Consider the following 13,504-nt stretch of genomic DNA (forward strand, 5'->3'; position numbering starts at 1 on the left):
GGTCTCTCGAGGGACGAAACTCGCGGAGGCAGACCCCTCACCCGGATTTCCCGCTGACGCGCGAAATCCGGCCTCTCCCACAAGGGGAAAGGCGAAGTGGAGCGAGTTGCCAGAGGTGCGCCCCTTACGTCGGCGACATCGCACCTTTGATCGTGCCCGCCGGCTGCGACGTGCCGGTCAGCCGCGCCCGCTCGCTGTTCGGCCACAGCAGCAGCAATCCGAGCAGGCCGGAGCCGGCCATGATCGCCGCGTTGATAGTGAAGCCGGACATGTAACCGGCCATCGGCGTTGCCGCGTGCTGGATCACATTGCCCATCACCATCGGCGCCAGGATGCCCGAGATCGTGTAGAGCGCGCCGTAGATCGCGATGATCGCGCCGCGCTGCGACACCGGCGTGAACTCGCCGAGCATCGGCGGGCACACCACGTAGATCGAGCCGCACAGGCCGGAGCCGATCACCAGCAGCGCGATCATGATCCCGCCGGGCGGCGCATAGGGCAGCATCGCAAGGATGGCGCCGCCGAAGATCAGCGGCACCGAGCCGAGCACGCCGCGCGCACCGCGGGTGGTGAAGCCGCGCGTCAGCATCAGCTGCGAGATCCAGCCGGTCAGCAGCACGATCGTCGCGCCGAAGATCCAGGGCAGGATCGAGACGAAGCCGGCCTGGTGCTGCGAGAAGCCGAGCCCCTCGATGATGAAGGACGTGAACCAGGTGAGCCCGAGCGACAGCGCCCAATAGGCGCCGAAGGTTGCTACCACGCAGCCGATGAAGGTGCGCGAGGTCAACAGCTTCCAATACGGAATCCGCGGCTCGTCGGCCGCCACGGCAGACGTCGACACCAGCGGCCCTTCCTTGCCGAGCGCGAACCAGGCGACCGCCCAGATCAGGCCGACGATGCCGAGCGCGCCGAAGGCGTGATGCCAGCTGTGATTGACGATGATCCAGTTCAGCGCGGGCACCGCGAGGATCACGCCGAACGCGGAGCCCTGCGACAGGATCGCGGTCGGCAGCGTACGCTTCTCGTCCGGAAACCATTTGTAGATCGCGTGCGCCGCGACCGAGAACGCCGGCCCCTCGCCGGCGCCGAGGATGATGCGGCAGATCACCAGCGTCGTGAAGCTGACGGTGCCGACCATCGGAAATTGCGCCAGCGACCAGATCACCGCCAGGATCAGCAGCACCCAGCGGGTGGCGACGCGGTTGACGATGAAGCCGACCACGATCGCCGAGATCGAGAACAAGAGGAAGAATGACGAGCCGAGATCGCCGAACTGCTCCTGGGTGAGGCCCATTTCCTTCTTGATCGGCACGCCGGCGAGCCCGACCACGATCTTGTCGGCAAAGTTCACCACCATGAACAGGAATAGAAGGAAGGTGATTTGCCAGGCGCCCTTCGGCGTCCCCTTTGACAGCCCCTCTGACGTCCTCTTGGACGTCGCTTGCGTAGTCATGTCCGGCTCCCCGTCGTTTCGTTTTGGCTTCGTAAATCGGCCCCGTCCGGCGATGCTAGCCACGCCTCGCCGTGCAACGCAACACCGCATTTCCTCGGGGTTGTGCGCCCCGGAGCGCTTCTAACGGCCCGATCACGATCGCGTCGGTCGCGCCAGTGGAGCGGTGAACTGTCATGTCCCGACTGCTATGTTCAGGGCCAACGAAAAGCCCGGGGTTATTTCATGAACAGATTGATCCTACGTGCCACCGCTTGCGCTGCACTTATGTCCGCCGCGCTGCTTGCCGCGCCTCAAGTCCGCGCGGAAGACGCCGCCAATCCCGACTACGCCGCGATCGTCGCCGCACCCGATCGCAGCGATGCGGATCGCCAGGTCGACCAGCGCCGGCAGCCGGCCGAGATGCTCACCTTTGCCGGCGTCAAGCCGGGTATGACGATCCTCGACATGGCGGCGAGCGCCGGCTACAGCACCGAACTGTTGGCGCGCACCGTCGCCCCGTCGGGCAAGGTCTACGCACAGGATTCCGCGACCGTGCTCGAGCGCTTCGTCAAGGACAAGTTCGACACCCGCGCCAAGGCGCCGGCGATGAAGAACGTGGTCCATGTGGTGCGGGACTATGACGACCCGATCCCGCCCGAGGTCAAGGACCTCGACATGATCACCTTCTTCTTTTTCTATCACGACATCACCTATCTGCCTGTCGACCGCGCCGCGATGAACAAGAAGATGTTCGCCGCGCTCAAGCCGGGCGGCTTGCTCGTGATCGCGGATCACTCGGCCAAGACGGGCGCAGGCACCGGTGTCGCCAAGACGCTGCACCGGATCGAGGAGAGCACCTTGAAGCAGGAGATCGAGGCGGCGGGCTTCAAGCTGGTGGCCGAGGGCGATTTCCTGCATCATGCGGAGGACCCCAAGGACATTCCCGTCTTCAAGGCACCGGTGCCGATCGACGAGTTCGTCCTGAAATACCAGAAGCCGCAATGAGGCCCAGCCATCGCTTCATCTGACCAGACCGCCGCGGTGCTTCGCGTCACCGGCCTGACCAAGAGTTACCGTTCTGCCGGCGAAGACGTCGCTGTGCTGCGCGGCGTCGACCTTGCCGTTGCGACCGGCGAGAGCGTGGCGCTATCAGGCGAATCCGGCAGCGGCAAGAGCACGCTGTTGCATCTGATCGCGGGGCTCGATGCCGCCGATAGCGGCGAGATCGCCCTCGCCGACACCGTCGTCTCCCACCTCAGCGACGCCGGTCGTGCCGAATTGCGCCGCAACCGGCTCGGCCTCGTGTTCCAGCAGTTCAATTTGATCCCGAGCCTGACGGTCGCGGACAATCTCGTGTTTCAGTCGCGCATCGCCGGACGGCATGACGCGGCCTGGCACGACGAACTGGTCGAGCGCCTTGGGCTGAAGCAGTTGCTGAAGCGCTATCCCGAGCAACTGTCCGGCGGCCAGCAGCAGCGCGTGGCGATCGGCCGCGCGCTGGCGCCAAAGCCGCTGTTGCTGCTCGCCGACGAGCCGACCGGCAATCTCGACGAGGACACTGCCGACGAGGTGCTGGCACTGGCACGCGATCTGGTGACCCGCACCGGCTGCGGCTTCCTGATGGTCACGCACAGCGCGCGGCTCGCCGCGACGCTCGACCGCCAGGTCACCCTGCATGCCGGGATCGTCGCATGAGGCGCGCGCTGTGGATCCTCGCGGTGCTGCTCAGCCACTGGCGGCGGCATCCGATGCAGCTCGCAACGCTCTTGATCGGACTGATCTCGGCCACCGCGCTGTGGAGCGGCGTGCAGGCGCTGAACCAGCAGGCCCGCATCGCTTATGATCGCGCCGCCGCGACCTTCGGCGGGTCGCGGACTGCAATGCTGGTCGCCAGGGACAGCGCGACCTTCCCGCAACAACTGTTCGTCGATCTGCGCCGTGCCGGCTGGCCGGTGTCGCCGATGCTGGAGGGCCGGGTCCAGATCGACGGGCGCAGCTTCCGCCTGCTCGGCGTCGAGCCGGTGACGCTGCCGTCCGAGGTCGGCAACGCGCCGGCGGTCGGACGCGGCAGCCTGCAGTCCTTCGTCACGCCGCCGGGCGAAATGCTGGTGGCGGGCGAAACGCTGCGCGATCTCGGCCTCAAGGAAGGCGAGCGGCCGCAGGCCAACGGCATGAGCTTGCCGCCGCTGCGCGTGCAGGCCGAGCTCGCGCCCGGCGCACTGATCGTCGATATCGGCATCGCGCAGGACATCCTCAAAGTGCCCGGCCAGGTCTCGCGCCTGCTCGTCGGCAAGTCCAAAGCGCCGCACACAGCGTTCGAAAACGTGGCGGGTGACAAGCTCCGCCTGGTCGAGCCGAGCGCGGAGAGCGACCTCGAACGCCTCACCGACAGCTTCCATCTCAACCTCACCGCGTTCGGGCTGCTGTCGTTCTTTGTCGGCCTGTTCATCGTCAACTCCGCGATCGGCCTCGCCTTCGAGCAGCGGCTGCCGATGCTGCGCACACTGCGCGCCTGTGGCGTCTCGGCGCGAATGCTCAACACCGTGCTGGTGATCGAGCTGGTGTCGCTGGCGCTGGTCGCCGGCCTCATCGGCCTCGTCTGCGGCTACTTCATTGCGGCTGCCTTGCTGCCGGATGTCGCGGCCTCGCTGCGCGGGCTCTATGGCGCGCAGATTCCCGGACAGCTTTCGCTTAAACCCGCCTGGTGGTTCGCCGGCATCGCTATCAGCATTCTTGGCGCGCTCGCCGCGGCGGCTGCGAGCCTTGCCAAGGCGATCCGGATGCCGGTGCTGGCGACGGCGCAGCCGCAGGCCTGGCAGCAGGCGCAGCGGCGCTGGCTGCTGCTCCAGAGCGCGGCGGCACTCGCGGTGTTTGCGGTCGCCGCGGGCCTGATCTGGTTCGGCGATTCCCTGATCGCGGGCTTCGCCGTGCTCGCCGCGCTGATGCTCGGCGCGGCGCTGATCCTGCCGATGGTCCTGCAGATTGCGCTGGCCTTCGGGCAGCGCAGCGCGCGGGCGCCGGTCGGCATCTGGTTCTGGGCCGACAGCCGCCAGCAATTGTCGGGACTGTCGCTGGCGCTGATGGCGCTGCTGCTTGCGCTCGCGGTCAATGTCGGCGTCGGCACCATGGTGGAAAGTTTCAACCGCACCTTCCTGGTCTGGCTCGACGGAAGGCTCGCCGCCGACGTTTACATCAGCGCCGCCAGCGATCAGCAGGCAAAGGAGATCAAGGCCTGGCTGCGCGATCGGCCCGAGGTTCAGGCCATCCTGCCCGGCGGCCGCGCCGACACCCAGCTCGACGGCGCGCCGATCGAGGTGCTCGGCCTGCCCGACCACGCCACCTATCACGACAGCTGGCCGTTGCTCGAAAGCGTCGCAAATGCGTGGGTTCGGCTGCGGCCCGGCGACACCTGCCTCGTCAGCGAGCAGCTGTCGCGGCGGATGAAGCTGGCGATCGGCGATCATATCGAGGTACCCGCCCCCGGCGGCAACTGGCCGCTCGAGATCGTCGGCATCTATGCCGATTACGGCAACCCCAAGGGCCAGATCGCGGTCAACTTCGCCGCGCTGACCCGGCGCTTCCCGCAGACACCAATGACACGGATGGGCCTCCGCGTGGCACCGGATAAGATCGCACCGCTGATCACCGCGCTACAGGAGAAATTCGGTCTCGATGATCGCAACATCGCCGACCAGGCCAGGATGAAAACGGAATCGAAGCGGGTCTTCAACCGCACCTTCTCGGTGACCGCCGCGCTCAACGCCTTCACGCTCGGCGTCGCCGGCATTGCGCTTTTGACCAGCCTGCTCACGCTGGCCAATTCGCGGCTGCCGCAGCTGGCGCCGCTGTGGGCGATCGGCCTGACCCGGCGGCGGCTCGCCGCGCTCGAACTGTTGAAGACCATGGCGGTCGCGCTGATCACCGCGCTGTTTGCGCTGCCGCTCGGCCTGCTGGTGGCGTGGTGCCTGCTTGCGATCGTCAACGTCAAGGCGTTCGGCTGGCGGCTGCCGTTCCACATTTTCCCGCTGCAGCTGATCGAGCTGCTCGCGGTGGCGCTGGCCGCCGCATTTTGTGCCGCGGCGCTTCCGGTCGCGAGGCTGGCGCGCATGCAGCCCGCCAGCCTGATCAGGATCTTTGTCAATGAGCGCTAGCGGCACCATCACCCGTCGCGCTTTTGCCGGCGGTGCGCTGGGGCTGGCGCTCGGCGGCAAGACGTTCGCGCAGGGCTTCGCCGGGCTCGGCGAGACGGCGGAAGGATTTGCCGCCGTCACGCCGGGCAAGCCATTCACGTTCCCCGCGGACCACGGCCCGCATCCGGAATTCCGGATCGAATGGTGGTACGTGACCGCCAACCTGTCCGACACGAGCGGCGCGGCCTATGGCGCGCAATGGACGCTGTTCCGCCAGGCGATGAAAGCGGGCGGACCGGCCGAGGGCTGGGCCAATCAGCAGCTCTGGATGGGCCACGCCGCCGTGACCAGCGCCGGCACGCACCGCTTCAGCGAAACCTTTGCCCGCGGCGGCGTCGGGCAGGCCGCTGTCGAAGCCACGCCGTTCCGCGCCTGGATCGACGCCTGGGAGCTGCGCGGGCGCGACGCGTTCGATGCTCAGCGCGTCGCACCGCTCGAGCTCAAGGCCTCCGCCGCCGACTTCAGCACCGCGCTGCGGCTCGAGGCCGACCGCGCGCTGGTGCTGCAGGGCGACCGCGGCTACAGCCGCAAGTCGGATCGCGGGCAAGCCTCCTATTACTACAGCCAGCCGTTCTACAAGGCGTCCGGCCGCATCGTAATCGACGACAGACCGGTCGACGTCACGGGCTCGGCGTGGATGGATCGCGAATGGAGCAGCCAGCCATTGGCGGCCGATCAGACCGGCTGGGACTGGTTCTCGCTGCATCTGCCCGGCGACGAGAAGCTGATGCTGTACCGGCTGCGCCAGAAGGACGGCCGCGAAAACCTGTTCGGCAACTGGATCACGCTGGACGGCCGCTCGGCCGAGATCGCCGCCAGCGGCAACAGCATCGCGCCGCTCGCGACCACCGAGATCGACGGCCGCAAGCTGCCGACGTCATGGCGCGTCAGCCTGCCCGCACGCGGCCTTGCCATCGAGACCACGCCGCTCAATGCACGGAGCTGGATGGGAACCAGCTTCCCGTACTGGGAAGGCCCGATCCGCTTCTCAGGCAGCCACGCCGGAATCGGCTATCTTGAGATGACGGGGTACTAGGACGTGACGGAATTGGTCCGAATGGGGCCGCGGCATAACTGTGCTCCCTCGCCCCGTTCTTACGGGGAGAGGGTTGGGATGAGGGGCCGTCTCCGCGTACTCGGTGACAGTTGGTCTCGCCGAGGTCCCCCCTCACCCGGAACGCATCTGACGATGCGTTCCGACCTCTCCCCGCGCGCGAGGAGAGGTAAAGCAAGGCCACATGTCACACCGGGCTTCGCTGTCCCGTCATGACATCGGGGCCAATGGAAAGAGGACACGCCTGACATGTACCACTACACCGCCATCGTCACCTGCCTTGCGGTCGCGCTGCACTTCTTCTTCGCGCTGCAGGTCGCCCGCGCCCGCGCGGTCTACGGCGTCAAGCTGCCGGCGATCACGGGCAATCCGGATTTCGAGCGCATCTACCGCATCCAGATGAACACGCTGGAATGGATGCCGATCTTCCTGCCGTCGCTCTGGCTGTTCGCGGTCTATGTCGGCGATGCCGCCGCGGCGGCGGTCGGCGCGATCTGGGTGATCGGCCGCATCGTCTATTTCATCGGCTATCGCGAAGCGGTGGCGAAACGCAGCCCCGGCTTCGCCATCCAGGCGCTCGCCTGCGTCATCCTCTGGGTTGGCGCGATCGGCGGCGCGGTGTGGCGGCTGGCGCATTGAAGGCGCGGTCGCGCCATAACCACTACCGTCGTCCTGGCGAAAGCCAGGACCCATAACCACAGAGCGTGGTTATGGGCAATCTGATGGCCACAGCGTGGTGCAATAACATCCAATCGGGGTAATGGGTCCTGGCTTTCGCCAGGACGACACCACCCGTGGATATTCGCCTCACTTGGTCAGCGGGCAGCCGCTTTCCTTGGCGGTGAAGAAGGCCTTGTCGCCGGGCACCACGGCGATCTGCTTGTAATAGTCCCACGGCTTCTTCGACTCCGAGGGCTTCTTGACCTCGAACAGATAGAGGTCGTGCACCATGCGGCCGTTCGCGAGCACCTTGCCCTTGGCGAAGGCGTCATCGACCGGCAGCTCCTTCAGCTTGGCGGCGACCGCCTCGCTGTCCTTGGTGCCGGCGGCCTTCACAGCCTTCAAATAGCTCAGCGTCGCCGAATAGGTGCCGGCATGGATCATGCTCGGCATCCGGCTGGTGCGCTTGAAGAAGCGCTCGCTGAAGGCGCGCGAGGCGTCGTCGTGGTCCCAGTAGAAGCCCTCGGTGAGCACGAGACCCTGCGCCGCCTCGAGCCCGAGACCGTGCACCTCCGACAGCGTCATCAACAGGCCGGCAAGCTTCTGGCCGCCGCGCACGATGCCGAACTCGGCCGCCTGCTTGATCGAGTTGGTGGTGTCGAGTCCGGCGTTGGCGAGCCCGATGATCTTGGCCTTCGAGCTCTGCGCCTGCAGCAGGAAGGACGAGAAGTCCGACGAATTGAGCGGCACGCGGACCGAGCCGACCACCTTGCCGCCCTTCGAGGTGACGATGTCGCTGGTGTCCTTCTCCAGCGCGTAGCCGAAGGCGTAGTCGGCGGTCAGGAAGAACCAGGTGTTGCCGCCGGCTTCCGTCAGCGCACCGCCGGTTCCGACGGCGAGCGCGCGGGTGTCATAGGCCCAGTGGAAGCTGTAGGGCGTGCAGGCATCGCCGGTGATACGGGAGGTCGCCGCGCCGACCACGATGTCGATCTTCTTCTTTTCCTTCGACAGCTCCTGCACCGCGAGCGCGACCGACGACGTCGTGAGCTCGGTGATCATGTCGACGTTCTCGACCTCGTACCAGCGCCGCGCGATCGCGGTCGCAAGATCCGGCTTGTTCTGATGGTCGGCGGTAACGATCTCGATCTTCTGTCCCAGCACCTCGCCGCCGAAATCCTCGACCGCCATCCGCGCGGCTTCGAGCGAATATTTGCCGCCGTAGTCGGCATAGACGCCGGACTGATCGTTCAGGATGCCGATCTTGACGCCCTGGGCCATCGCCGGCGCCGCAAGCATCAGGCTGCAGGCCGCGACTGCGGCCAAAAATCCGGACTTCATTCTATGCTCTCCCAGCAGTTTCTATCAGGAAAATCGGCGCGACATTATTTTATAACCCCACGCCTGCCCATCTCTTTCCGCTCAGCCAAAAGTATGGGCTGCGTCGACAGCACTTGCTAGCTTCCCGTCACCCTGAGGAGCGCGGAACGCGCGTCTCGAAGGGTCGACGGCCCGGCCGGTGGCCGTGCATCCTTCGAGACGCCTGCTTCGCAGGCTCCTCAGGATGACGGGGAAGGACTTGCTGCTGCGGAACGTTGGGTGCCGCCCTCAACCCGCCACGGTTGCCTTGGGCTCGGCCGGCTTGCCCTCGTTCTTTCCTTCCGCGAGGTTGCGCACCACCATGTAGAAGATCGGCGTGAAGATCAGGCCGAACAGGGTGACGCCGAGCATGCCGAAGAACACGGCAACGCCGACCGCCTGCCGCATCTCCGAGCCCGAACCGGTCGATACCACCAGCGGCAGCACGCCGAGGATGAAGGCGAACGAGGTCATCAGGATCGGCCGCAGACGGAGCCGGCAGGCCTCGATCACCGCGTCCAGCCGCGACCTCCCCTCGAGCTCGATGTCGCGTGCAAATTCGACGATCAGGATCGCGTTCTTGGCGGCCAGCCCCACCAGCACCACGAAGCCGATCTGGGTCAGGATGTTGACGTCCTGGCCCATCAGGCGCACGCCGATCGTGGCCGCGAACAGGCACATCGGCACGATCAGGATCACCGCGAACGGCAAGGTCCAGCTGCCATATTGCGCGGCCAGCACCAGATAGACGAACAGCACGCAGATCGGGAACACGTAGAGGCCGGCATTGGCGCCGGTCACCTGCTGATAGGACAGGTCGGTCCACTCGAACGAAAAGCCGCTCGGCAATGTCTGGTCGGCGAGCTGCTTGATGGTGTTGAGCGCCGTCGTCGAGCTCACGCCGGGTGCCGGCTCACCCTGCAGTTCGGACGCCGAGTACAGATTGTAGCGCGCGACGCGGTCGGGTCCCGAGACGTCCTTGAAGTCCACGATGCTGCCGAGCATCACCATGTCGCCGGCGACGTTGCGGGTGCGCAGCCTTGCGAGATCGGGGCTGTCTTTCCGGAACGGCAGATCGGCTTGCGCGGTAACGTGATAGGTGCGGCCGAACAGGTTGAAGTCGTTGACATAGGTCGAACCAAAATAGGTCTGGATCGTGTCGTTAATGTTGGCGATCGGCACCCCGAGCTTCTGCGCCTTGACGCGATCAATGTCGACGAACAGCTGCGGCGTGTTCGCGGTGAACGGCGAGAACACCGACGTGAGAGACGGCGATTTGCGCGCGGCTGTCACCAATTCATCGGTCGCGGAAGCCAGCAGTTCGGGTCCGCGCCCCTGCCGGTCCTGGACGCGGATGGTGAAGCCACCACCGGTGCCGATGCCGGGCACGGCCGGCGGCGGAATGACGATGATGAAGGCGCCCTGGATCACCGACAGACGCTTGCGCAATTCGGCCGTGATCGCGTTCGCCGTCAGCCCCTTCTTCAGGCGCGCCTCCGGCTCGTCGAATACCGGGAACAGCGCCGCGGCGTTACCCTGCTGCGTGCGCGTCGCACCGGAGAAGCCGGCGAAAGCCGCGACGCGAACGATGCCCGGCGTATCCAGCGCAATCCGCTCGATCTCGCGCACAACAGCGGTGGTCCGCGCCAGCGACGCGGCGCCCGGCAGCTGCGCCGAGATGATGACGTAGCCGCGGTCCTGCGCCGGAATGAAGCCCTGCGAGGTGGTCGCGAGCAGCCAGCCGGCGCTGCCGATAAGTACGAGGTAGAGCGCAAGCATCACCACCGTATGCCGGATCACAAAGTCGGCCACCGATGCATAGCCGTGCGCGAGCCGGTCAAACACGCGGTTGAACAGCGCGGTGAAGCTGTCCCAGCCGCGCGCGATAATGTTCCAGCGCGCCGGCGGGCGTTTCTCCTCATGCGGCACCAGGATCTGCGAGGCCAGCGCCGGCGACAGCGTCAGCGAGCAGAAGCAGGAGATCGCGGTCGCGACCGCGATGGTGACCGCGAATTGCTGGAAGAACTGCCCGGAAATGCCGCCGAGGAAGGCGGTCGGCACGAACACCGCGCACAGCACGAGCGCGATCGAGACCAGCGCGCCGCCGACCTCCTCCATGGTCTTGAGCGCAGCGTCGCGCCTGCTCATGCCGTGCTCGAGATGCCGCTCGACATTTTCGACCACCACGATGGCGTCGTCGACCACGATGCCGACCGCCAGCACGAGGCCGAACAGCGTCAGATTGTTGATCGAGAAGCCGAGCGCCGCCATCACCGCGAAGGTGCCGACCAGCGACACCGGGATCGCGATGATCGGGATGATCGCAGGCCGCCATCCCTGCAGGAACACCAGCACCACGATGACGACGAGCGCCATGGCCTCGTAGATCGTCTTGATCAGCTCGTGGACCGATTGGGCGATGAATTCGGTCGGGTTGTAGCCGATATTGTAGTCGAGCCCCTTCGGGAAACTCGCCTTCATCCGCTCCATCGTGTCGGAGATGCTCTTGGCGGTGGCGAGCGCGTTCGATCCGGGCCGTTGCGTCACCAGCAGGGCGACCGCGGATTTGCGCAGCAGGAAGCTGTTGGTGGCGTAGGACAGCGCGCCGAGCTCGACGCGGGCGACGTCGCGCAGACGTACCGTGCGGCCGTCGGAGCCGGCCTTCACCACGATGTCCTCGAACTGCCTGATGTCCTTGAGGCGGCCGGTGAAGACGAGGTTCGGCTGGAATGCGCGATCGGCGATCGGCGGCTCGGCGATCTGGCCGCCGGCGATTTGCAGGTTCTGCGCCCGGATCGCCGCCAGCACCTCGGTCGAGGTCAGACCGAGATTGGCGATCCGGTCGGGATCGAGCCACAGCCGCATCGAGTAATCGCGCGCGCCGAACATCTGGATGTCGCCGACGCCATCGAGCCGCAACAGCTGGTCGCGGACCTGCAGCAGCGCGTAGTTGGAGATGTAGAGCTGGTCGAACGTGTCATCGGGCGACAGCATGAACACGACCATCAGGATGTCGGGCGAGTTCTTGCGCGTGGTCACGCCGTTGCGCTGCACCTCTTCGGGCAGCCGCGGCTGCGCGATCGCGACGCGGTTCTGCACCAGCACCTGGGCCTTGTCGAGGTCGGTGCCGAGCTTGAAGGTCGCTGTGATGGTGAGCTGGCCGTTCGACGTCGCCTGGCTGTAGAGATACAGCATGTCCTCGACGCCGTTGATCTCCTGCTCGATCGGCGCGGCGACGGTGTCGGACACGGTCTGCGCCGAGGCGCCCGGATATTGCGTGGTGACGACGACGGTCGGCGGCACCACTTGCGGATATTCCGAGACCGGCAGCGTCGGATAGGCGATCGCGCCGACGATCAGCAGCACGATCGACAGCACCATCGCGAGGATGGGCTGGTTGATGGAGAGCCTGCCGAGATTCATGGTTTGGCACCTGAGGCGGGCTTGTCAGCGGCCGCGGGCTTGTCGCCTGCGGCGGGCTTGGAATCCGCCGGAGCCTGCGCCATCTTCGGCGTCACCTTGGCGCCGACGCGGGCGCGCTGCAGGCCGTCGACGATCACGTGATCCTCCGCCTTGAGGCCTTCGCGGACGACGCGCAAGCCATCGTCGAGCGGCCCGAGCGTGACCGCTCTTGCTTCCACCGTGTTGTCGTCCTTGACCACGAACACGATCTTGCGCGACTGGTCGGTGGCAACAGCGCTGTCCGGGATCAACAGCGCCTCATAGGGCGAGGAGCCGATGATGCGGACGCGGCCGAACTGGCCGGGCAGGACCGACAGATCCTTGTTCGGAATGATCGCGCGGCTGCGCAGCGTCGCGGTCGAGACGTCGAGCCGGTTGTCGAGGAAGTCCATCTTGCCTTCATGCAAGGGCTTGGTCTCGCCGGTCAGCGTCACCTGCACCGGGTTCGCGGTGTCGCGCGAGCTCGGCCGCCTGCCTTCGAACCACAGCTTGCTATTGCGCTGATAGGTCGCCTCGTCGACGTCGAAATAGATGTAGATCGGATCGAGCGACACGATCGAGGTCAGCAGCGTCGCGCCGCCCTCGCTGCCCTGCACGAGATTGCCCGGAGTCACCAGATGCCGGCTGATGCGGCCGGTGATCGGCGCCAGCACATGGGTGAATTCGACGTTGAGCTGCGCGGCCTTCAGCGTGCCCTCGGCCTGGGTCTCGGCGGCGCGTGCCGCCTGCAACGCCTGACGGCGCTGATCGACGACTTGCTCCGAGACCGCGCTGGTCTGCACGAGGTTCAGCCCGCGCTCGAGATCGCGCTTGGCAAGCTCCCCCTTGGCGCGCGCGTCGGCCAGCTGGCCTTCGGCCTGCAGCACGACCGCCTCGAACGGCCGCGGGTCGATAATGTAGAGCAGATCGCCGGCGTGGACGATCGCACCATCCTTGAACTCGACGCTGTTGACGAAGCCGCCGACACGGGCGCGGACCTGAACCTCCTCGATCGCCTCGAAGCGGCCGGTGAACTCGTCCCAGTCGGTGACGGTGCGCTTGACCGGCTGCGCGACGGTCACGGGTGGCGGCGGAGGCGCGGCCTGCGATTGCGCGCTCTTGTTGTCGCAGCCGCCGAGCGCCAGCGCCGCCAGCAGCCCGATCGGCGCAAGGCCAAGCCAAGGCCTGAGCGACAGGCCGCGTGAGGCATGGCGGCGAAGCGAATGACGCTCGACGCCGGTCACCGGAGCCACACGCCCCGTTCTGTCAATCGAACTCAATTCCCTCTCCCCAAGGATCAGTGCAGGACTACGAAAGTCGCAATTAAACTTGCGGTGATTCAACGCGGATGGACCACCGCAATGTCGCGGC

9 protein-coding genes are annotated in these 13,504 nt (G+C 66.2%); 5 read left to right on the forward strand and 4 right to left on the reverse strand.

Features of this window, described 5'->3' with window-relative positions; translation table 11 throughout:
• Positions 1-124: 124 nt before the first annotated feature.
• Positions 125-1,453, reverse strand: coding sequence for an MFS transporter (locus ACVMB1_RS31535; protein WP_057021225.1), 1,329 nt, complete (start codon positions 1,451-1,453; stop codon positions 125-127).
• A 222-nt stretch (positions 1,454-1,675) separates the two neighbouring features.
• On the opposite strand from ACVMB1_RS31535, the gene ACVMB1_RS31540 reads away from it, so the two are divergent.
• The 5 genes from ACVMB1_RS31540 to ACVMB1_RS31560 all read left to right on the forward strand — a co-directional run bounded on the left by ACVMB1_RS31540 (position 1,676) and on the right by ACVMB1_RS31560 (position 7,315).
• Complete coding sequence (locus ACVMB1_RS31540; protein ID WP_076834883.1) at positions 1,676-2,437, forward strand: class I SAM-dependent methyltransferase; 762 nt, start codon at positions 1,676-1,678, stop codon at positions 2,435-2,437.
• Between the two features lie 36 nt (positions 2,438-2,473).
• Positions 2,474-3,127 (forward strand): ABC transporter ATP-binding protein, encoded by a 654-nt coding sequence (locus ACVMB1_RS31545; protein WP_057021223.1) that lies wholly within the window; start codon positions 2,474-2,476, stop codon positions 3,125-3,127.
• Positions 3,124-5,583 carry an ABC transporter permease gene (locus tag ACVMB1_RS31550; RefSeq protein WP_076834882.1) on the forward strand — a complete coding sequence of 820 codons (2,460 nt, stop codon included), beginning with the start codon at positions 3,124-3,126 and terminating at the stop codon, positions 5,581-5,583. The genes ACVMB1_RS31545 and ACVMB1_RS31550 overlap by 4 nt, the downstream gene beginning before the upstream one ends.
• Positions 5,573-6,658 (forward strand): lipocalin-like domain-containing protein, encoded by a 1,086-nt coding sequence (locus ACVMB1_RS31555; protein WP_076834881.1) that lies wholly within the window; start codon positions 5,573-5,575, stop codon positions 6,656-6,658. The genes ACVMB1_RS31550 and ACVMB1_RS31555 overlap by 11 nt, the downstream gene beginning before the upstream one ends.
• A 267-nt stretch (positions 6,659-6,925) precedes the next feature.
• A complete protein-coding gene (locus ACVMB1_RS31560) occupies positions 6,926-7,315 on the forward strand; it encodes an MAPEG family protein (protein ID WP_057021220.1) in 390 nt (129 codons plus the stop codon).
• Between the two features lie 168 nt (positions 7,316-7,483).
• On the opposite strand, the gene ACVMB1_RS31565 is transcribed toward ACVMB1_RS31560, so the two are convergent.
• The 3 genes from ACVMB1_RS31565 to ACVMB1_RS31575 form a co-directional block, all read right to left on the reverse strand.
• Positions 7,484-8,674, reverse strand: coding sequence for an ABC transporter substrate-binding protein (locus ACVMB1_RS31565; protein WP_057021219.1), 1,191 nt, complete (start codon positions 8,672-8,674; stop codon positions 7,484-7,486).
• Between the two features lie 267 nt (positions 8,675-8,941).
• Positions 8,942-12,115, reverse strand: a complete 3,174-nt coding sequence (locus ACVMB1_RS31570; RefSeq protein WP_028344243.1) for an efflux RND transporter permease subunit — start codon at positions 12,113-12,115, stop codon at positions 8,942-8,944.
• The gene (locus ACVMB1_RS31575; RefSeq protein WP_076834950.1) at positions 12,112-13,329 is read right to left on the reverse strand and encodes an efflux RND transporter periplasmic adaptor subunit; all 1,218 of its coding nucleotides are present in this window, start codon (positions 13,327-13,329) and stop codon (positions 12,112-12,114) included. The genes ACVMB1_RS31570 and ACVMB1_RS31575 overlap by 4 nt, the downstream gene beginning before the upstream one ends.
• Positions 13,330-13,504: the final 175 nt, after the last annotated feature.

It is taken from the genome of Bradyrhizobium sp. USDA 4504 (assembly GCF_054063995.1).

Excerpts from the sequence above, each read along its gene's own strand:
- ACVMB1_RS31565 (WP_057021219.1), bottom strand. The coding sequence starts at position 8,674 with ATGAAGTCCGGATTTTTGGCCGCAGTCGCGGCCTGCAGCCTGATGCTT.
- ACVMB1_RS31540 (WP_076834883.1), top strand. The coding sequence starts at position 1,676 with ATGAACAGATTGATCCTACGTGCCACCGCTTGCGCTGCACTTATGTCC.
- ACVMB1_RS31570 (WP_028344243.1), bottom strand. The coding sequence starts at position 12,115 with ATGAATCTCGGCAGGCTCTCCATCAACCAGCCCATCCTCGCGATGGTG.
- ACVMB1_RS31550 (WP_076834882.1), top strand. The coding sequence starts at position 3,124 with ATGAGGCGCGCGCTGTGGATCCTCGCGGTGCTGCTCAGCCACTGGCGG.
- ACVMB1_RS31555 (WP_076834881.1), top strand. The coding sequence starts at position 5,573 with ATGAGCGCTAGCGGCACCATCACCCGTCGCGCTTTTGCCGGCGGTGCG.
- ACVMB1_RS31560 (WP_057021220.1), top strand. The coding sequence starts at position 6,926 with ATGTACCACTACACCGCCATCGTCACCTGCCTTGCGGTCGCGCTGCAC.
- ACVMB1_RS31535 (WP_057021225.1), bottom strand. The coding sequence starts at position 1,453 with ATGACTACGCAAGCGACGTCCAAGAGGACGTCAGAGGGGCTGTCAAAG.